Here is a 22,124-nt window from a genome sequence, read left to right on the forward strand (position 1 = left end):
TTCCCCGGCACTCTTCGCCGCTCAATTCCCATCCGGCCCGACGCCGCGCGATTCCCGGAAGCCTCCGGTTCCTTTCCGCCGAGCGGAAAGGAACCGGAGACGGGACGGACCTTACGGGTATCAGCCGCAGGCGGCGCGGTCGGCGCGGTCGGTGCGGTCGGCGCGGTCGGTGCGGTCGGTGCGGATGAGGGAGCGGACCATCCGGCAGGTGGTGTCGGACGGCGGATGCACGCCGATCCGGGCGGCCGTGGACCGTATCCTGCGGTTGGACGCCTGCTCGGGGCGGTAGACACCGGAGTTGAGCAGCGCGATGGCCAGGCGCATGGCCTTCAGACAGCGGTTGTGGGACTCGTACCACTCACGCGGGCGCCCGGCCGGCATCCGCTTCTTCGGCAGGGTCGGAAAGGTCGGAAGATCCTGAAGAGGGGGTCCGGCAACGGCCATCGGCAACCTCCTGAGTTGGTCGGGAAACCTTCCCTTCAACTCCCTCCATTCTACGGCCGGGTACTGACAAAGGCCCCTGGTCAGACCCCGTTCCAAGGCGATCTCGCGGTACCGTGTGCGGCATGGAGATCTGGATCAATCCGGCCTGCTCGAAGTGCCGTAGCGCGCTCACCCTGCTCGACGCGGAGGGCGCCGGTTACACCGTGCGCCGCTATCTCGAGGACGTACCGAGCCAGGACGAGATCCGCGCGGCGCTCGACCGGCTCGGGCTGGAGCCGTGGGACATCACCCGGACCCAGGAGGCGGCCGCGAAGGAGCTGGGCCTGAAGGACTGGCCGCGTGAGGAGAGCGCACGGGACCGCTGGATCGCGGCGCTCGCCGAGCACCCCAAGCTGATCCAGCGGCCCATCATCACGGCGGACGACGGTTCGGCGGTGGTGGGGCGCACGGAGGAGGCGGTGCGGGAGGCGCTGTCCCGGTCCCGCGGCTGACCTCAGAGCCAGGCCACGGGGATACGGAAACGCCCCGGCGTCCCGTGTCGTGCACGGGACGCCGGGGCGCCGGGGCGTACGTGGTGCTCGGTGCCTCGGGCCGGGCCGGCTCAGCGGCTCCGCGATGCGGCCTGCTGCGGGCGCAGCAGGAACCGCTGGGTCTTACCGCTGGAGGTCTTCGGCAGCTCGGCCACGAAGTGCACGTGCCGCGGATAGGCGTGCTTGGCGTACCGCTCCCTGACCAGCTGCTGCAGCTCGGCCGCGAGCGCGTCGCCCGCCTCGATCCCCGGGCGCGGCACGATGAACGCCTCCACGACCTCGCCGTACTCGTCGTCCGGTACGCCGACCACGGCGGCCTCCGCCACTGCGACGTGCTCCAGCAGCACCGTCTCCACCTCGAAGGGGCCGATGCGGTAGCCCGCCATCAGGATGATGTCGTCGCCGCGCCCGGAGAAGAACAGATGGCCCTCCTCGTCGCGGGCGGCGGTGTCACCGGTGTAGAACCAGCGCCCGTCGGGGCTGAACTTCTCGGCGGTCTGCTCGGGGGCCTCGCGGTAGCCCTTGAACCACATCAGCGGGCTGTCGGCGATGTCCACCACGACCCGTCCGGGGACGTCCACGCGGGCCGGCGCGGAGTTGGTGTCCTCGCGCAGCACCTTCACGCCCCAGCCGGGCAGCGGACGGCCCATGGAGCCGGGCTTGATCTCGTCGCACAGGTCCGGGTGCCACGCGTGGGCGACCACCATGCCCAGCTCGGTCGAGCCGTAGTGGTCGCGCACGGGGACGCCGAGCGTCTCGAGCGCCCAATCGACGACGTCCGGGGGCAGCGGTTCGCCCGCCGCGGAGCAGCAGCGCAGCCGCAGATCGGCGGGGGCGGGGATGCCGGAGGCGCGCAGCTTGCGGTAGACGGTGGGCCCGGCGGCGAAGTTGGTGACCCCGAAGCGGGAGAGCACCTCCCAGGTGGACTCCGCGGAGAACAGGCCGTTCAGCAGCAGTCCGCGCTGTCCGAGGGCGAGAGGCCCGATGAGCGCGTAGTACAGGCCGTAGGCCCAGCCCGGGTCGGCGGCGTTCCAGAAGACGTCGGTGGGCCGGTGGTCCAGGCCGAACTGCTGGTACATGGCGAAGCTCGCGACCGCCCGCAGCGGGATCGGGACGGCCTTCGGCGTGCCCGCGGTGCCCGAGGTGAACAGCTCCACGATGAGCCCGTCGCCGCCCACGGCCGCCGGTTCGGACAGCGGGTCGTGCTCCTCGGCCAGCTCCGCGAAGGACAGATCGGCCCCGGTGACCGGCCCGGTGGTGACGATCCGCCAGGGGCGCTCGCCGGGGAAGCCCGACTCCGGGTCCAGCTTGGGGCGTTGGTCGGCGTCGGTGATCACGACCTTGGTGTCGTTGCCCGTGATCCGCAACGCGATGGCCGGTGAGGCGAACGCGGTGAACAACGGCACCTGAACGGCCCCGAGCCGCCAGATCGCAACGCTCGCGACCAGCAGTTCGGCGGATTTGCCCATCAAGGTGGCGACGCGGTCGCCCACTCCGACTCCCAGGGCGGCCAGGGCACCGGCCATGCGCGAGGAACGGTCCCGAAGCTCCCCGTACGTCATGTCATGGCCGGTCATGTCCTTGCCCACCACCGTGAACGCGACGGCGTCGTCCGGGTGCCTGTCGCACAGCAGGTACGCGGTGTTCGCCGCAGGCTCACCGAAGGTCTTGAGCAGGTCAGCCATGCGCTGTTCTGGGCTGGTCAAGAGGGCTCCTAGTGCTGGTATCCAGGTGCTGGTATCCACGAGTCGCGCCGGACGGGAGAGGGCCGGTGCCCGGCTTCGGGCGAGCGCGGACGCACCTCGGGGCACGGGCGCACCTCGCCTTCCGGGGTGGGCTGTTCCCGGGTGGTGCTGACGAAGTCCCAGGCGGCGGCAGCTCCCGTTGGCCGGTACACGCTATCGCGCTTTCCGACCGGCCCGTCAGCCGTCCTCCGGTACCGGGACCGGGACGGCATCCGCGGGCCGGAACGGGGTGGGGGTGGACGGGCGACGGCCCCGGGCGTTCCGAGCGCTCCGGCGGTCCCGAGGCGCTTCGACAGTCCCGACGCACTTCAGCAGTCCCGACGCACTCTGGCGTCCCGAGGCACTCTGGCGTCCCCCCTTTCCCCGTCCTACCTTTGGGCAGCGGTAGGCATACCGCTCGCACGGCTTGTCATGTCTGAGCTCCGAGACGCCCGACACGAGGTGAGCCTTGATCCTCCCCCGAAGACCCGTCGGCCGGTTGACCGTCGTCGCCACCGTCCTCGCCACCGCCGCGGCCATCGCCGCCGGACCCGCGCGGGCCACTCCCGACGGCACACCGTCGGCCGGCCCCGCCCGGCCGTCGCTGGTGCGGCCGATCGATCCGCAGCAGTGGCGCAACCCCGACGACATGACCTGGGCCGACTACCGCGCGGTCCCCGGTACCCACTGGTCGGACCCCTCCGTCAAGCCCACCCAGCGCACCTTCAAGGGCGCGCTGGTGCTTCTGGACTATCCGGACGAGGAGTTCACGGTCAGCCGGCCGGCCGGGTCCACCCTGTTCGGCAATCCGCAGCCGAGCGCCTCCGGTATTCCGCGCGATCGCCTCCCGCGCTTCTACCAGGACTTCCTCAACACACCGGGGCCGTTGAACAACGGTCACACCATCAACGAGTACTGGATGGAGGACTCCGGCGGCCGCATCGGTGTCGATCTGACCGCCTTCGGTGTGTACCGCATGCCGGGCAAGTCCTATCAGTACGGCGTCGAGGACTCGATGAACCCGGGCGCCTGCCCGGCCGGGGACACCTGCGGCAAGGACATCCGGGAGGACGGCAAGGCCGCCTGGGTGGCCGATGTCGGCGCAGACAAGGCGGACTCGTTCGACTTCGTCTTCTATCTCACCGCCGGCCAGGACGAGTCGTCCACCTGGCAGGAGTTCGGCCCGATGAAGTTCCCGGGCGCACCGGACATACCCGCCGCCTGGGGACCGCCCGCCGCCGCGGGCGACAACTCCGCCCGGACCCGCTATGTGCCGTGGACGTCCTGGCAGGCCGCCGCCCGTATCTGGCCCAACGCCGCCGACGGGTCGTCGGTGCAGGCCGAGAGCTCCGGGATGGCCGTGTACGCCCATGAGCTCAGCCACATCCTGGGCATCGGGGACAACTACAACAACCCGTACGGCACCCCCCTCAGCCGTTCGTACACCGGTATCTGGAGCATGCTCTCCCGCGGCTCCTTCAACGGCCCCGGCGGACCGCACACCCGGTGGCAGATCCCCGCCACGGCCGGGGGCTCGATGGGCTCCCAGCATGTGCTGCGCGACAAGCTGAAGCTCGGCATCGTGGACGAGAAGAATGTGCTGCGGCTGGACCGCGACGCGCTGAAGAGCTCCGGTCTCGTCGTCGCCCGGGTCACCGCGCGCTCGGCGCCACCGGGCGAGAAGGGGCTCTCCGGGGTCAACATCACCATGGGCGGCGATCTGTCGGAGCCCTGCGACAACGGCACCGACCCGCTGTGCGACGGCGGCGGCTACGACAACTACACGGTCGAGGTCGTCGACCGCATGGGGATGGACTCGTTCACCCCGGATCACGGAGTGCTGCTGGCCAAGACCAAGAACAAGGACCGGGCCCCGTTCGCCTGGGTGGTCGACGCCCACCCCGAGGACATCGACCTGGTGGACTTCCGGCGTCCCGACGGCACCGACCAGAAGATCACCATGGGCGACTACCGGCAGCTCAGCGATGCGCTCTTCCACGCCGGGGCCGACTCCGGCAGCCAGTACGAGTACCTCGACCGGGCCAACCGGCTGCACTTCTATGTGCTCGACCTCAAGCGCGACAGGTCCGGAGTGCTCTCGTACACCATCGCCGTGAAGTCCCTCGACGGCGCCGGACCGCAGCGCCGCGGAGTGGCCCTGCACCGCGGTGAGGCCGAGGGTGATCCCTCCCGCTCCCGGGCCGTGTGCACCTTCGGTCTCGACAACACCGGACGCGCCACCGGGGACCGGGCGACGGCTCCGGCCATGTCGGTGGACTCGGATGTCTACCGGCTGTCGGCGAGGGCCGTCGGCCGGGGCTGGTCCGCCTGGCTGCCCAACCGTCTCGCCACCGCCAGGGCCGGTGAATCGGTGGATGTGGAGGTCGCCGTGGCCGCGAAGAAGGGTGCCGAGCGACGGGGCGCGGTCGTCCTCACCGCCCGCTCCGAGAGCGATCCGCACCGAACCACCAAGGCGCTGTGCCGGCTGTCGGGTCGCCGGTAGGGCGACGGGCGACGGCCCGCCGGAACTCGGCGGGCCGTCCCCGTCCGGCGGTCCTATTCCATCGGCGGTCTCTGTCGGCGGTCCTATTCCATCGGGGGTCCCCGTCGGGGGTCCTACTCCGTCTCGTCGGCCGCGGTCTGGATCGGCACCCGGAGGGTGTCGGGCTCACAGCCCGCCGTACCGGCGATGATCCGCGCCGCCCCCTTGGTGAGCGGCACCAGGCTCTGCTCGTCCACCTTGTCCGGGGTGTCCCGCGGATCGAAGATGTACATGGGCGTGGTGATCAGCTGCACCAGCGGCACACCCGTGTAGTAGAAGTAGGCGCCGTCGGTGGCGGGATTCGGCGCGAAGGCGGTCGGCGACAGGATCCACGAGCGGCGCAGGTCCTCCGCCGCGAGCGACTCGGCCACCAACCGCTCCAACTGGGGCGCCTGGGTGGTGAACCACCAGCGCACCTCGGGGTCGTCGGTGGGCACGACCTCCCCGTCGACCACCTCGGCCTGGCGTGCGGCGTGCTCCAGATGCATTTCGAGGACGACCTGGGGGAACAGCTCGGGGTGCGCCGCGATGAACGCCTGGGTGCCCGCGGCGCCCGCCATGTGGCCGGACGTCAGCACGAACAGCATGTTGTGCGGCCGCAGTTCCTGCGGCACCGACGCCCAGAACTTGGCCTGCGCCAGGACGAGCGCCACCCCGGAGGCGTCCTCCACGGCCGATGCCCAGGGACCGTCGTGATGTGAGCCGACGATCACCCAGTGGTCGGAGGCGCCGGGCAGGGTGCCCACCACATTGTGGGTGGTCTCCTCGGTGATGGTGGCATCGGAGACGATCCGGCCCTCGCACTCCCCCGACGCCATCAGCTCGCGGACCCGCTGCCCGTCCTTGCCGCTCAGCCAGATGCCCGGGATGGAGCGCCGCTCGGCGTCATAGGGCCAGTAGAAGTCGCTGGTCTCCCAGGGCAGTCCGGTGAGCAGGCCGACGTAGGCCGTGGCGCCGTCCTTGATGGCGATGTCGAAGTCCAGCACATGGGGAAGGTCGAAGGGCACGGTCTGGACGAGGTCGGGGAACACGCCCTCGGGGTCGTAGGAGCCCGTGGCCCGGGCCTGCACCTCGGTCTGCGGCAGCCGGGTGAAGCCGATCTCCTGGACCGCGATGGAGCCCCGCACCTCCCCGTCCTCCATCCGCACCAGCGGGCCCTCGGTGCCCTCGGTCGGGGTGGTGTACGGCAGGGCGAGTCCCTCGAAGCGGATGACCTCATCGGGCCGACCGGTGGGCCAGATCTCGAAGGCGGCGGACCGCGGCCGCCAGACGGGCGTGTCCAGCGGCTCCAGCCGTACGTCCTCCAGACCCGTCTCCCGGAACTGTTCGGCGGCCCACTCCTCGGTCCAGCCGTCGGCCGGATAGCCCGCCCGGCGAATGCCCTGGCTGACGATCAGTTCGATCCAGGCCATCATCTCCTTCGAGGTGGGCGCGCGATCGATGTACTTCTCCAGCTCCGGCCAGCCGCTCATCGTCATCCTCCTCATCGCCATGGTCGGCATTCATGGTCGACGGGCGGGCTAAAGCTGGACTAATGCGAGGCCAGTACTCCTCTTTCGCGGCGCCCCCTTTCTCATCCGGTTCTCATCCGGGCGTAGGCCAGGCCTCGGCCGGGAGGAGGCCACGTCTCGGCCGGGAGGAGGCCAAGCCGGGCGTTAGACCCACTTTGGCGACGGCACAAATGATGGTCGCCGTATCCGGACAAGCCGCCGATCAGGCGGTTCAGCCGCAGGTCAGCGCCCGATTGACGGTTGGGAGTCGAGTGTGCGTACCGAAAGCTCGGAGGAACGGGAACGGGAACGGGAACGGGAACGGGAACGGGAACGGGAACGGGAACGGGAACCGCGGGGCACGGCCCGGCGGAGGAGGTGGAGCCGACAGGTCCCGGCCGGTGTCGTGGGTGTGGCCGCGGTAAGCCTGATCGCGCTCACCGTCTCCCCGGTGAACGCCGAGCCCGACACCAGAGCCAAACCGCCGCGCGGCAGGAATCCGCTCCCCGCTCCCCCGCAGATCCGCGACCTGGACTTTCTGCTCGGCTCCTACACCTGCGACTACACCCCACCGCCGGGCGGAAAGCCGGCGGTGCTGAAGCTGAACACCAAGCGGGCCATGGGAGGACATTACCTCTACACGGACGCCACGCTCGAACCCGGAAGCGTGGTCGGCCGTTCGTCCTTCGGCTGGAATCCCGTGGACGGGACATTCATCAACCAGTACCACGACAACTGGGGTTCCTCCGGAAACTACACCTCGTCCGGCTGGAAGGACGGCCACCTGATATTCAAGGGCCCCCTCACCCAGGTGATCACACCGAATGCATCGGGGCAGACAACGGGCGTGAAGCTGGACCTCAAGGATGACTACCAGGTGCTCGGACCAGGGCATTTCAAGAACTCCACGAGCTTCACCTTCCCCGACGGAAGTATTTTGCACGGCAGTTACGACTGCCGCCGCCAATAGCGTTCAGCGTTCCGGACCGAGGGAAGTGGGGGTGGCCGACCATGGCGAGCGATGAAGAGAAGCTGCTCGACTATCTGAAGCGGGTGACGGCGGATCTCCGGCAGACGCAGCGCCGTCTGAAGGATGTCGAATCCGCGGGGCATGAGCCTGTCGCCATCGTGGGAATGTCCTGCCGCTTCCCCGGAGGCGTACGGTCCCCCGAAGAGCTGTGGGAACTGGTCGCCACGGAGCGGGACGCCATTTCGGAACTCCCCACCGACCGCAATTGGGATCTGGAGAATCTCTTCCACCCCGACCCGGACCACCCGGGGACGAGTTATACGCGCGAGGGCGGGTTCATCGACAACCCCGCGGGATTCGACGCCACGTTCTTCGGCATCAGCCCCCGCGAGGCGCTCGGAATGGCGCCGCAGCAGCGACTGGCCCTGGAGGCGTCCTGGGAGGCCATCGAGCACGCCGGGGTCGACCCGGAGTCGCTGCGCGGCAGCCGGACCGGCACCTTCATCGGCTGCGATCACCTCGACTACTGCTCCGACGCCTCCCAGGTGCCCGAGGGCTCGGCCGGCTACTTCACCATCGGCAACTCGGCCAGCGTGGTGTCCGGCCGGGTGGCGTACACCCTGGGCCTGGAGGGGGCCGCGGTAACGGTGGACACCGCGTGCTCCTCCTCCCTGGTGGCCATGCACCTCGCCTGCCAGGCGATCCGGCAGGGCGAATGCGATATGGCGCTCGCCGGAGGCGTGGCCGTGATGTCCTCGACGGCACCGTTCATCGGCTTCAGCGAGTTGCGCGGGCTCGCGCCCGACGGCAGGTCCAAGGCGTTCTCGGCGAACAGCGACGGCATGACCCTGGCCGAGGGCGTGGGCGTTCTGCTGCTGGAACGGCTGTCGGACGCGCGGCGCAACGGCCACCATGTGCTGGCCGTGATCCGGGGTACGGCAGTCAACCAGGACGGCGCCAGCAACGGCCTGACCGCGCCGAACGGGCCCTCGCAGCAGCGGGTGATCCGGCAGGCGCTCGCCAACGCCCGGCTGTCGGCGTCCGAGGTGGACGCGGTGGAGGCACACGGTACGGGTACGTCGCTGGGCGATCCGATCGAGGCGCAGGCGCTGCTGGCCACGTACGGGCAGGAACGGCCCGAAGGGCGTCCGCTGTGGCTGGGGTCCATCAAGTCCAACATCGGACACGCACAGATGGCCGCGGGTGCGGCCGGGGTCATCAAGATGGTGATGGCGATGCGCCACGAGGTGCTGCCCGCCTCACTCCACATCGACGAACCGACACCCCATGTGGACTGGAACGCGGGCGATGTCCATCTGCTGACCGAAGCCCGGGAGTGGCCACGGGGCGAGCATCCGCGGCGAGCGGGGGTCTCGTCGTTCGGCATCAGCGGGACAAACGCCCATCTGATCCTGGAGCAGGCCCCGGAGGGGGGCGCGACGGCACAGGGGGACACTGAGGCGGGGCCGGCGGAGCACGTGGGCGGGCCGGTGCCGTGGGTGGTGTCGGCGCGCGGTACGGAGGCGCTACGGGGTCAGGCGCGGGCGCTGGTGGCACAGGTGAACGCCGACCCTGCGGTGAGTGCCGCTGAGGTGGGGTGGTCCCTGCTGCGGTCCAGGACGCTCTTCGACCACCGGGCGGTGGTCATCGGCCAGGACCGCGAGGAGCTGGTGGCGGGGCTGGAGGCACTGGCCGCCGGAGAACCGCATCCGGGTCTGGTGCACCCCGGCGGGGCCGCCGAGGCGGTCGGGCAGACAGTGTTCCTGTTCAGCGGGCAGGGCAGCCAACGCCCCGGCATGGGCGCCGAACTCTACGACCGCTTCCCCGTCTTCGCCGAAGCCTTCGACGAGGTCTGCGCCCTCCTCGACCCACACCTCGAACACCCGCTACGAGAACTGGTCTTCAGCCGCGACCCCGAACAGGCGGCACTACTGGACCACACGACGTACGCCCAGGCCGGGCTGTTCACCCTGCACATCGCCCTGGCACGACTCCTCGACTCCATCGGCGTACGCCCCGACGCCGTCATCGGCCACTCCATCGGCGAAATCGCCGCCGCCCACATCGCCGGAGTCTTCAACCTCCCCGACGCCTCCCGCCTCGTCGCCGCCCGCGCCACCCTGATGGGAGGGCTCCCCGGGGGCGGAGGCATGGCCACCATCGCCGCCACCACCGACGAACTCACCGACGACCTCGCCGCACACAACGGCCAGGTAACCATCGCCGCCCTCAACACCCCCGGCAACACCGTCATCTCCGGACCCGTCGACCTCGTCGCCGAGATCAGCACCACCTGGGCGGCCAAAGGCCGCAAGACCCGGACACTGACCGTCAGCCACGCCTTCCACTCCCCCCTGATGGACCCCATCCTCGAACCCTTCAAGGAAGCCATCGGCGGACTCACCTACCACCCACCCACCATCCCCCTCATCAGCAACCTCACCGGACAACCAGCCGACGACCACATCACCACCCCCGACTACTGGACCCAACACATCCGCCAACCCGTCCACTTCCACCCCGCCATCACCCACACCACACCCCACACCAGCACCTACCTCGAACTCAGCCCCGACCCCATCCTCACCACCGCAACCCACCACACCCTCCACCACCACACCACCGAAAACCCCACCAACCGACCGACACCCCTCATCACCTCCACCCTCACCCGAAAGCAGCCCGAAGGACAGGCCCTCACCCACACCCTCGCCCGGCTGCACACCACCGGTGCCGATGTCGACTGGACCAGCTGGTACCCCGCCGACCCGGCCCCCCAGGTCGTCGGGTTGCCGACGTATGCCTTCCAGCACCAGCGCTTCTGGCTGGCCCAGCCCACCGCCCGTACGAGCTTCGAGGGGGCTGCCGGGGACCCGGCCGAGGCGCGGCTCTGGCATGCCATTGAGGAGCTCGACGTCGACGCCCTCACCAGCACACTCCAGCTGGACGAGGACAGCCCCGGCATCGACGCCCTGCTGCCCGCACTCCCCGTACTGTCCGCCTGGCGACGGCAACACCGGGAACGCTCCACCATCGACTCCTGGCGCTACCGGGCCACGTGGCAGCAGCTCCCCGACCCGGCCGCCCCGGCCCTGACGGGCATCTGGCTGGTGGTCGTCCCTGCCGGGCAGGAGGAGCACACCACGGTCCAGGTCACCCTCCAAGCGCTGCGGGCGCACGGCGCCACGGCACTCCCGTACGCGGTCGACGCTCATCACATCGATCGCGCCGCGTTCCGTGAAGGTCTCGACCGGCTGACCGAGGAGTCCCAGCTCGCCGGGGTCATCAGCCTGCTCGCCCTCGACCAGGAACCGCTCACCGGCCACTCCGCGGTGTCCGCCGGGCTCGGCGCCACCACCGCGCTCCTCCAGGCTCTCGATGACGCCGGAATCAGCGTGCCCCTGTGGTGTGTCACGCAGGGCGCCGTCGCCACCGGCCGCGGCGACCTCCTCCCCCACCCCCAGCAGTCGCAGATCTGGGGGTTCGGGCGGGTGGCCGCGCTGGAGCGTCCGCAGCGCTGGGGCGGTCTCATCGATCTGCCCGCCACCATGACCCACCACACCGCGGGTCGGCTGGCGGCCCTTCTCGTCCCCGGGCAGCCCGAGGACCAAGTCGCCATCCGCACCACCGGTACGTACGCACGCCGCCTCACCCGGGTGCCCGCCGCCGACACCGCCCCCGCCCCCTGGGAGCCGTCGGGCACCACGCTCATCACCGGTGGCACCGGCGGTCTCGGCGCCCAGATCGCCCGCTGGCTGGCCGACCGGGGCGCACCCCGTCTCCACCTCGTCAGCCGTTCCGGGCCCGACGCGCCCGGCGCGTCCGAGCTCAGCGAGGAGCTCACCGCGCTGGGGACGGACGTCACCATCACCGCCTGCGATGTCTCCGACCACGCGGCGCTCCGGCGGCTCATCGACTCCGTCCCCGAGGAACATCCCCTCACCGCGGTCGTCCACACCGCCGGCACGATGGAACTGGGTGAGATCGGCGAGCTGGACCCCGGGCGGTTGCAGCCCGTTCTGCGGTCCAAGGCCCTGGCCGCCGCCCATCTGCACGACCTCACCCAGAATCTCGATCTCACGGCCTTCGTTCTCTTCTCGTCGAACGCCGCGACATGGGGCAGTGGGCAACAGGCCGCCTACGCCGCCGCGAACACCTACCTGGACGCGCTCGCCGAACACCGCCGGGCCCGGGGACTGCCCGCCACCAGCCTCGCCTGGGGGCCGTGGGGCGAGGCGGGCATGGCGGCCAACCAGCACACGCTCTCCCACCTCAAGCGGCGTGGTCTGTCCCCTCTCCCGACCGCGCTCGCCATCGCGTCGCTGCAGCACGCGCTGACACACGACGACACCGCCGTCACGATCGCGGATGTCGACTGGGAGAGGTTCGGCCGTACGTTCACCGCGCAGCGCCCGAGTCCGTTGCTCACCCGGCTGATGCCGTCGAGCGCCGAGCCCGCCACGCCCACAGCCACGGCCACGGCCACCGCCGACGACAATCCGCTGCGGCAACGGCTCAGCGCGGCGCCCGCCGCTCAGCGCCACCAGATCCTGGTCCGCCATATCCAGACCCTGGCAGCGACGATCCTCGGCCACTCCGGCCTGGACGCGGTTCCCCCGGGGCAGCCCTTCCAGGAGCTGGGCTTCGACTCCCTCACCGCGGTCGAGCTGCGCAATCAGCTCGCCACCACGACCGGCCTCGCCCTCGCTCCGGCGCTGGTCTTCGACCATCCGACACCGAATGCGCTCGCCACGTATCTGGGCGCCGAACTCACGGGGCAGAAGGCCGCCGTCACCACCCACGCGTCGTCCGTGGCCGCCGACGACGAGCCGATCGCGATCGTCGGGATGGCCTGCCGCTACCCGGGCGGGGTGCGCTCGCCGGAGGAGCTGTGGCAGCTGGTCGTCGCGGGCCGGGACGCCATCGGGGAGATGCCCGCCGACCGCGACTGGGATCTGGACAACCTCTTCGATCCCGACCCCGAGCATCTGGGCACCAGCTATGCGCGCGAGGGCGGTTTCCTCCACGACGCGGCCGGGTTCGACGCGGCGTTCTTCGGCATCAGCCCGCGCGAGGCGCTCGCCATGGACCCGCAGCAGCGGCTGCTCCTGGAGACCGCCTGGGAGACCTTCGAGAGCGCGGGCGTGGACCGGGACACACTCGCGGGCAGCAACACCGGCGTTTTCGCGGGCGGCACCTATCAGGGCTACGGCGCCTCCGGCAACTCCTCGGCGCGGGTCGAGGGATATCTGCTCGCGGGCGGTACGCCGAGTGTCATGTCCGGCCGGGTGGCGTATGCGTTCGGCCTCGAGGGCCCTGCGGTGACGGTGGACACGGCGTGTTCGTCCTCGCTGGTGGCCATGCATCTGGCCGCCCAGGCGCTGCGGCAGGGCGAATGCACGATGGCGCTGGCGGGCGGTGTGACGGTGATGGCCACCCCGACCACCTTCATCGAGTTCTCCCGCCAGCGCGGTCTGGCGGCCGACGGCCGGTGCAAGCCGTTCGCATCGGCGGCCGATGGCACCGGCTGGGGCGAGGGCGCCGGGCTACTGCTGCTGGAACGGCTGTCGGACGCGCGCCGCAACGGCCACCGGGTAATGGCGGTGATCCGGGGCTCCGCCGTCAACCAGGACGGCACCAGCAACGGGCTCACCGCGCCGAACGGGCCCTCGCAGCAGCGGGTGATCGGCCAGGCGCTCGCCAACGCCCGACTGTCACCGGCAGAGGTCGATGTGGTGGAGGGACACGGCACCGGCACCACGCTCGGCGATCCCATCGAGGCACAGGCGCTGCTGGCCACGTACGGCCAGGAACGGCCCGAGGGGCGTCCGCTCTGGCTGGGGTCCATCAAGTCCAACATCGGCCACACCCAGGCCGCCGCCGGAGTGGCCGGGGTCATCAAGATGGTGATGGCGATGCGCCACGAGGTGCTGCCCGCCTCACTGCACATCGACGAACCGACACCCCACGTGGACTGGAACGCGGGCGATGTCAGCCTGCTGGCCGAGGCGCGGGAGTGGCCACGGGGCGAACATCCACGCCGGGCGGGTGTCTCCTCGTTCGGCATCAGCGGGACCAACGCGCACATCATCGTGGAGCAGGTGCCCGAGGAGCCGGTCGCGGCGGTCGGAGCCATCGAGGCGGGACCGGTGGACTCGGCGGACTCGGCGGAGCTGATGGGTGGGCCCGTGCCGTGGGTGGTGTCCGCGCGGGGTACGGAGGCGCTACGGGGTCAGGCGCGGGCGCTGGCCGAACGGGTGAACGCCGACCCCGAGGTGAGTGCCGCTGAGGTGGGGTGGTCCCTGCTGCGGTCCAGGACGCTCTTCGACCACCGGGCGGTGATCATCGGCCGGGACCGTGAAGAGCTGGTGGCGGGGCTGGAGGCACTGGCGGCCGGAGAGCCGTATCCGGGTCTGGTGGAGCCCGGGGAGACCGCGGAGGCCACCGGTCAGACGGTCTTCCTGTTCAGCGGGCAGGGCAGCCAACGCCCCGGCATGGGCGCCGAACTCTACGACCGCTTCCCCGTCTTCGCCCAAGCCTTCGACGAGGTCTGCAGTCTGCTCGATCCGCATCTGGAACACCCGCTACGGCAGGTGGTCTTCGACACCGACCCTGAGCGTACCGGGCTGCTGGATCACACCACCTACGCCCAAGCCGGACTCTTCGCCCTGCACATCGCCCTGGCACGACTCCTCGACTCCGTCGGCGTACGCCCCGACGCCGTCATCGGCCACTCCATCGGCGAAATCGCCGCCGCCCACATCGCCGGAGTCTTCGACCTCCCCGATGCCTGCCACCTCGTCGCCACCCGCGCCACCCTGATGGGAGGGCTTCCCGGGGGCGGAGGCATGGCCACCATCGCCGCCACCCCCGACGAACTCGCCGACGACCTCGCCGCACACAACGGCCAGGTAACCATCGCCGCCCTCAACACCCCCACCAACACCGTCATCTCCGGACCCGTCGACCTCGTCGCCGAGATCAGCACCACCTGGGCGGCCAAAGGCCGCAAGACCCGGACACTGACCGTCAGCCACGCCTTCCACTCCCCCCTGATGGACCCCATCCTGCAGCCCTTCAAGGAAGCCATCAGCGGACTCACCTACCACCCACCCACCATCCCCCTCATCAGCAACCTCACCGGACAACCGGCGGACGAACACATCGCAACGCCCGAATACTGGGCCCAGCACATCCGCCAACCCGTCCACTTCCACCCCGCCATCACCCACACGACACCCCACACCAGCATCTACCTCGAACTCGGCCCCGACCCCGTCCTCGCCACCGCCGCACACCACACCCTCCACCAGAACAACCCCACAACACCGCTCATCACCTCCACCCTCACCCGAAAGCAGCCCGAAGGGCAGGCCCTCACCCACACCCTCGCCCGGCTGCACACCACCGGTGTCGATGTCGACTGGACCAGCTGGTACCCCGCCACCCCCACCCCCCGCACCATCGACCTCCCCACCTACGCCTTCCACCACCAGCACTACTGGCTGTCGTCCGGCTCTTCCTCGGCCCCGGCGCCCACGGAGGCGGCTCTGGTCGACAGGGAGTTCTGGGAGGCGGTGGAGCGCGAGGATCTGGATGCCCTGGCGGCGACCATCGACTCACCGGCGGACCAGCAGCCCATGCTGGGCGCTGTTCTTCCGACGCTGTCCGCCTGGCGGCGGCAGCACCGGGAGCGGTCGGTCATCAATTCCTGGCGGTACCGGACCACTTGGAAGCGCCTGTCCACCTCTTCCGCGCGTCCGGACCTCTCCGGCACCTGGTTGCTGATCATCCCCGCGGGTCAGTCCGACCACCCTGCCGTGGCAACCGCCGTGCAGGCCCTGACCGCCCACGGCGCCACTCCACTCCGCCATGTGCTCGACACTCGTACCGTCCATCGCGACGCCCTGGCGGACCACCTCACCCGTCTGGCCACGGAGGGCGAACCCACCGGAGTGCTGAGTCTGCTCGCCCTCGACGAGGAGCCGCACCCCGAATACGCCGCCGTGCCCTCCGGGCTGGCCGCGGCCACCGTGCTCGTCCAGGCCCTCGGCGACGCCGAGATCCCGGCGCCACTCTGGTGTCTCACACAGGGCGCCGTCGCCACCGGTCCCGGCGATCCGCTCCCCAGCCCTCGGCAGGCGCAGACCTGGGGACTTGGCCGCGCCGCTGCCCTGGAACACCCTCGCCGCTGGGGTGGCCTGATCGATCTCCCGACCGTCATCGACCACCACACCGCCGACCGGCTGGCCGCCCTGCTCGCCCCCGGTGGTCGGGAGGACCAGACCGCCATCCGCGCCACCGGCGGATACGCCCGGCGCCTCCGTAGGGCCGGTACGCCCACCACTGCCCCCAGGACCTGGCAGCCCACGGGCACCACGCTCATCACCGGCGGCACCGGTGGCCTCGGCGCCCAGATCGCCCGCTGGCTCGCCCGCCACGGCGCACCCCATCTCCACCTCATCAGCCGCTCCGGTCCCGATGCCCCCGGCGCCGCCCAACTCGCCGCAGAACTCATCGACTTGGGCACGACCGTCACCATCACCGCCTGCGACGCCTCCGACCGGGCCGCACTCCAGCACCTCCTCGACACCATCCCCGCCGAACACCCCCTCACCACCGTCATCCACGCCGCCGGAACGTCGGACACCGAGCTCATCGCCGATCTGGGGCCGGAGCGGCTGCAGCATGTGCTCGGGCCCAAGGCCCTGGCCGCCGCCCATCTGCATGAGCTGACCCAGGGGCACGATCTCAGCGCCTTCGTGCTCTTCTCGTCCGGGGCGGCCGCGTGGGGCGGCAGTCGGCAAGGGGCCTACGCCGCCGCGAACACCTATCTCGACGCCCTCGCCGAGCACCGCCGCGCCCGGGGACTCCCCGCCACCAGCCTCGCCTGGGGCCCCTGGGGCGACGCGGGCATGGCCGCCGACGAGACCGCGCTCGCGTTCTACGGGCGGCGCGGCCTGTCTCCGCTCAGCCCGGAGCTGGCCGTGGCATCGCTCCAGCACGCCCTGGACCACCGTGACACCACGGTCACCGTGGCGGACATCGACTGGGAGAAGTTCCCGACGGCGTTCACCGCCCAGCGCCCCAGCCCGCTGCTCGACGACTTGGTCACGGCCGCCGACAACTCCACCGAGCGAACCGCCGGCACATCCGCCGGCACGTCCGCCAGCACATCCGCCGGCACCTCGCTCCAGCAGCGGCTCTCCGCCGCCACCCCCGAGCAGCAGCACCAGCTCCTCCTCGAGCGGATCCAGTCCCTCGCCGCCTCGATCCTGGGGCATTCCGGGCCGGACGCCATTCCGCCCGGCCAGCCGTTCCAGGAGCTCGGGTTCGACTCCCTGACCGCCGTGGAGCTGCGCAACCAGCTCGCCACCGCCACCGGAATCGACCTCGCTCCCGCCCTCGTCTTCGACCACCCCACACCCAACGCCCTCGCCACGTATCTGCGCGCCGAACTCACGGGCCAGCAGATGGCCGTCGCCGCTCACACCCCGACCACGGCCGCCCAGGACGAACCGATCGCGATCGTCGGCATGGCCTGCCGCTACCCCGGCGACGCACACTCCCCGAAGGAGCTGTGGGACCTGGTCATGGCGCACCGCGATGCCATCGCGGAGATGCCCACCGACCGCAACTGGGATCTGAACGCGCTCTACGACCCCGACCCCGACCGTGCGGGGACGAGCTACGTCCGCGAGGGCGGATTCCTCTACCAGGCGGCCGAGTTCGATCCCGGGTTCTTCGGCATCAGCCCGCGCGAGGCGGTCGCCATGGACCCCCAGCAGCGGCTGCTGTTGGAGACCGCCTGGGAGACCTTCGAGAGCGCGGGCCTGGACCGGGACACACTCGCGGGCAGCGACACCGGCGTATTCGCGGGGGTGACGTCCCAGGACTACATCTCCCTCACCGGCGATACGGCGAGCGACGTCGAAGGCTATGTCGCCACGGGCAATATCGGCAGTGTGGTGTCCGGCCGGGTGGCCTACTCCTTCGGCCTCGAAGGCCCGGCGGTCACGGTGGACACGGCGTGCTCGTCCTCGCTGGTGGCCATGCATCTGGCCGCCCAGGCGCTGCGACAGGGCGAATGCACGATGGCCCTGGCCGGCGGGGTGACGGTGATGGCCACCCCGGGCGCGTTCATCGAGTTCTCCCGGCAGCGCGGTCTGGCGCCCGACGCGCGGTGCAAGCCGTTCGCGGCCGCGGCGGACGGCATGGTGTGGGGCGAGGGCGTCGGTCTCGTCCTGCTGGAACGGCTGTCGGACGCGCGGCGCAACGGCCACCACGTGCTCGCCGTCGTCCGTGGCTCCGCCGTCAACCAGGACGGCACCAGCAACGGGCTCACCGCACCGAACGGGCCCTCGCAGCAGCGGGTGATCCGGCAGGCGCTCGCCAACGCCCGGCTGTCACCGTCCGAGGTGGACGCCGTGGAGGCACATGGCACCGGGACCACCCTCGGCGATCCGATCGAGGCGCAGGCGCTGCTGGCCACGTACGGCCAGGAGCGGCCCGAGGGGCGTCCGCTGTGGCTCGGCTCCATCAAGTCCAACATCGGCCACACTCAGGCCGCCGCCGGAGTGGCCGGGGTCATCAAGATGGTGATGGCGATGCGCCACGGGGTGCTGCCCGCGTCACTGCACATCGACGAACCGACCCCGAATGTCGACTGGAGCGCGGGCCACCTGCGCCTGCTCGCCGAACCCGTCCCTTGGCCCCAGGGCGAACGGCCCCGCCGGGCGGGAATCTCCTCCTTCGGCATCTCCGGGACGAACGCCCATCTCATCCTTGAGCAGGCCCCCGAGCCGATCGAGCCCGCCCCCGTATCGGACGTCACTGGTGTGGTGCCCTGGGTGATCTCCGCACAGAGCGACGCGGCGCTACGGGGCCAGGCGCGGGCCCTGACCGGGCACATCATCAGCGAGCCCGAGGTGAGCGCCGCTGAGGTGGGATGGTCGCTACTGCGGTCCAGGACGCTCTTCGACCACCGGGCCGTGGTCATCGGCCAGGACCGTGAAGAGCTGATGGCGGGGCTGGAGGCACTGGCCGCCGGAGAACCACATCCGGGTCTCGTACACGCCGGAGAGACCGCCGATTCCACGGGTCAGACGGTCTTCCTGTTCAGCGGGCAGGGCAGCCAGCGCCCCGGCATGGGCGCCGAACTCTACGACCGCTTCCCCGTCTTCGCCGAAGCCTTCGACGAGGTCTGCGCCCTCCTCGACCCACACCTCGAACACCCGCTAAGGGAACTGGTCTTCAGCCGCGACCCCGAACAGGCGGCACTACTGGACCACACGACGTACGCCCAAGCCGGACTCTTCGCCCTGCACATCGCCCTGGCACGACTCCTCGACTCCCTCGGCGTACGCCCCGACGCAGTCATCGGCCACTCCATCGGCGAAATCGCCGCCGCCCACATCGCCGGAGTCTTCAACCTCCCCGACGCCTCCCGCCTCGTCGCCGCCCGCGCCACCCTCATGGGCCAGCTCCCCGACGGCGGAGGCATGGCCACCATCGCCGCCACCACCGACGAACTCACCGACGACCTCGCCGCACACAACGGCCAAGTAACCATCGCCGCCCTCAACACCCCCGGCAACACCGTCATCTCCGGACCCATAGACCTCGTCGCCGAGATCAGCACCACCTGGGCGGCCAAAGGCCGCAAGACCCGGACACTGACCGTCAGCCACGCCTTCCACTCCCCCCTGATGGACCCCATCCTGCAGCCCTTCAAGGAAGCCATCAGCGGACTCACCTACCACCCACCCACCATCCCCCTCATCAGCAACCTCACCGGACAACCAGCCGACGACCACATCACCACCCCCGACTACTGGACCCAACACATCCGCCAACCCGTCCACTTCCACCCCGCCATCACCCACACCACACCCCACACCAGCACCTACCTCGAACTCAGCCCCGACCCCATCCTCACCACCGCAACCCACCACACCCTCCACCACCACACCACCGAAAACCCCACCAACCAACCGACACCCCTCATCACCTCCACCCTCACCCACAAACAACCCGACACCCACGCCCTCACCCACACCCTCGCCCAACTCCACACCAACAACACCACCATCGACTGGACCAGCTGGTACCCCGCCACCCCCACCCCCCGCACCATCCACCTCCCCACCTACGCCTTCCACCACCAGCACTACTGGCTCGCCCCGCCCGCTCCGCGCGCCGATGGTCATCTCAACGGCCACCACCCGGCCGAGGCCAGGCTCTGGCATGCCATCGAGGAGCTCGACGTCGACGCCCTCACCAGCACACTCCAGCTGGAGAAGGACAGCCCCGGCGTCGACGCGCTGCTGCCCGCGCTCCCCGTGCTGTCGACCTGGCGGCGTCGGCACCGCGAGCGGTCCACCATCGACTCCTGGCGCTACCGCGTCGCGTGGAAGCAGTTGCCGGACCCCGCCACCGCGCCGACCCTCAGCGGGACCTGGCTGCTGCTCGTCCCCTCGGGTCTGGAGGAGCACCCGGCCGTCCACGCCACCGTCCAGGCGCTGGATGCCCATGGCGCGGCTCATGAAGTCCTGTCGCTCGATGGCGTAGACGCCCGACGCGACGCCCTCGCCCCGCTGCTCTCACACCTCCCCGATGGCAGCACACCCGAGGGCATTCTGAGTCTGCTCGCGCTCGATCAGGCGCCCCACCCCGACCACCCGGCCGTCCCCACCGGGCTGGCCGCGACGGCCGCCGTTGTCCAGGCCCTCAGCCAGACGCCGCTCATCGCGCCCCTGTGGTGCGTCACCCAGGGTGCGGTGGCCGCCACCGCCACCGATCCGCTCCCCCACCCGCACCAGGCCCAGATCTGGGGTGTGGGCCGGGTCGCGGCGCTGGAACATCCCCACCTCTGGGGCGGTCTCATCGACCTCCCGGCCGAATTGGACGCCCGCGCAGCCGCCCGTATCGCCGCCGTACTGGCGCCCGGCCATCCCGAGGACCAGGTGGCGATCCGCGCCACCGTCCTGGCCCGCCGACTGGAGCGCGCGGCCTGCCCGGACACCGCGCCCGCCGTGTGGCGCCCCGCCGGTACGACCCTGATCACCGGCGGCACGGGCGGTCTGGGCGCCCATGTGGCCCGCTGGCTCGCCCGCCACGGCGCACCCCACCTCCACCTCGTCAGCCGCTCCGGCCCCGACGCCCCCGGCGTCACCCAACTCACCGAAGAACTCACCGCGTTGGGCACGGCCGTCACCGTCACCGCCTGCGACGTGTCCGACCGCGCCGCACTCCAGCACCTCCTCGACACCGTCCCCGCCGAACACCCCCTCACCGCTGTCGTCCACGCCGCCGGGCTCGCGGAGAACACCCCGCTCGCCGAGCTCGACCTTCCGGGGATCGAGGCGGTGCTGCGGCCCAAGGCGCTCGCGGCCGCCCATCTCCATGAGCTCACCGAGGATCTCGACCTCAGCGCCTTTGTGCTCTTCTCGTCCGGCGCGGCCGCGTGGGGCGGCAGCCGACAGCCCTCGTACGCCGCCGCCAACGCCTATCTCGATGCCCTCGCCGAGCACCGCCGCGCCCGTGGCCTGCCCGCCACCAGCCTCGCCTGGGCACCGTGGAGCGATGCGGGCATGGCCGCCGACGAGGCCGTCATCGACTACTACCGCCGGCGTGGGATGCGTCCCCTGGACACCGATCTCGCCATCGCCTCGCTCCAGCACTCCCTGAACCACGGCGACACCACGATCACCATCGCGGACATCGACTGGGAGAGGTTCCCGGCCGGTTTCACCGCGCAGCGGCCCAGCCCGCTGCTGTCCGACCTGGCCGCCACCGCGACACCGGGCGCCGATGCCACCCCGGACGCCGACGCGGCGTTGAGCAGCTCGCTTCAGCGGCAACTGGCCACCAGCTCCCCCGCCCAGCAGCATCAGCTCCTGCTCCACCACATCCAGACGCATGCCGCCGCGGTCCTCGGCCATCCCACCATCGACGCGATCCCACCCGCCCAGCCGTTCCAGGAGCTGGGGTTCGACTCCCTCACGGCCGTCGAATTCGGGCATCGGCTCTCCGCCGCCACCGGTCTCGACCTTCCGCCCACTCTGGTCTTCGACCACCCCACGCCCAAGGAGCTGGCCGACTATCTGCGCGAGCGGCTCGTCGAGGGGCAGCTGACCTCCGAGGGGCATCTGCTGTCGGAGCTCGACCGGTGGGACTCGGTCTCGGAGCCCTCGGCGGTGGACGAGGCGGCCCGTCGCCGGATCACCGGGCGACTGCGGCTGCTGCTGGCCAAGTGGAGCGACACGGAACGGGAAACGGAGCGTTCCGCGGCCCACAGCGAGCTCGAGACGGCGACGGCAGAAGACATTTTCGACCTCATCTCCGACGAGTTCGGAAGGTCCGACGAGCTCGGAAAGTCGTGAGCCAGATGACCCCCATCCTCCGCGACGCGCCAAGGAGCCT

At 70.7% G+C, this 22,124-nt stretch carries 7 protein-coding genes; 4 read left to right on the forward strand and 3 right to left on the reverse strand.

The annotated features are described in order from the left end of the window. Nucleotides 1-120: 120 nt before the first annotated feature. The gene (locus JK364_RS04735; RefSeq protein WP_201847765.1) at nt 121-444 is read right to left on the reverse strand and encodes a hypothetical protein; all 324 of its coding nucleotides are present in this window, start codon (nt 442-444) and stop codon (nt 121-123) included. 122 nt (nt 445-566) lie between these two features. Between JK364_RS04735 and JK364_RS04740 the strand changes: the two genes are divergently transcribed. Continuing rightward, nucleotides 567-935, forward strand: a complete 369-nt coding sequence (locus JK364_RS04740; protein WP_044567769.1) for an arsenate reductase family protein — start codon at nt 567-569, stop codon at nt 933-935. A gap of 110 nt (nt 936-1,045) precedes the next feature. Here the strand turns inward: JK364_RS04740 and JK364_RS04745 are convergent, their stop codons facing one another. Further along, nucleotides 1,046-2,680 carry an AMP-binding protein gene (locus JK364_RS04745; protein ID WP_201847767.1) on the reverse strand — a complete coding sequence of 545 codons (1,635 nt, stop codon included), beginning with the start codon at nt 2,678-2,680 and terminating at the stop codon, nt 1,046-1,048. A gap of 487 nt (nt 2,681-3,167) precedes the next feature. On the opposite strand from JK364_RS04745, the gene JK364_RS04750 reads away from it, so the two are divergent. Beyond that, nucleotides 3,168-5,201 (forward strand): M6 family metalloprotease domain-containing protein, encoded by a 2,034-nt coding sequence (locus tag JK364_RS04750; RefSeq protein WP_201847769.1) that lies wholly within the window; start codon nt 3,168-3,170, stop codon nt 5,199-5,201. A gap of 113 nt (nt 5,202-5,314) precedes the next feature. On the opposite strand, the gene JK364_RS04755 is transcribed toward JK364_RS04750, so the two are convergent. Beyond that, complete coding sequence (locus JK364_RS04755; protein WP_201847771.1) at nt 5,315-6,712, reverse strand: M28 family metallopeptidase; 1,398 nt, start codon at nt 6,710-6,712, stop codon at nt 5,315-5,317. A gap of 430 nt (nt 6,713-7,142) precedes the next feature. On the opposite strand from JK364_RS04755, the gene JK364_RS04760 reads away from it, so the two are divergent. Together JK364_RS04760 and JK364_RS04765 are read left to right on the forward strand one after the other, a co-directional pair. After that, nucleotides 7,143-7,700 carry a hypothetical protein gene (locus tag JK364_RS04760; protein ID WP_307841155.1) on the forward strand — a complete coding sequence of 186 codons (558 nt, stop codon included), beginning with the start codon at nt 7,143-7,145 and terminating at the stop codon, nt 7,698-7,700. A gap of 41 nt (nt 7,701-7,741) precedes the next feature. Further along, nucleotides 7,742-22,084, forward strand: a complete 14,343-nt coding sequence (locus tag JK364_RS04765) for a type I polyketide synthase (RefSeq protein ID WP_201847773.1) — start codon at nt 7,742-7,744, stop codon at nt 22,082-22,084. The last annotated feature ends 40 nt before the right edge of the window (nt 22,085-22,124 follow it).

Source organism: Streptomyces endocoffeicus (assembly GCF_016741935.1).
Taxonomy (GTDB): Bacteria; Actinomycetota; Actinomycetes; order Streptomycetales; family Streptomycetaceae; genus Streptomyces; species Streptomyces endocoffeicus.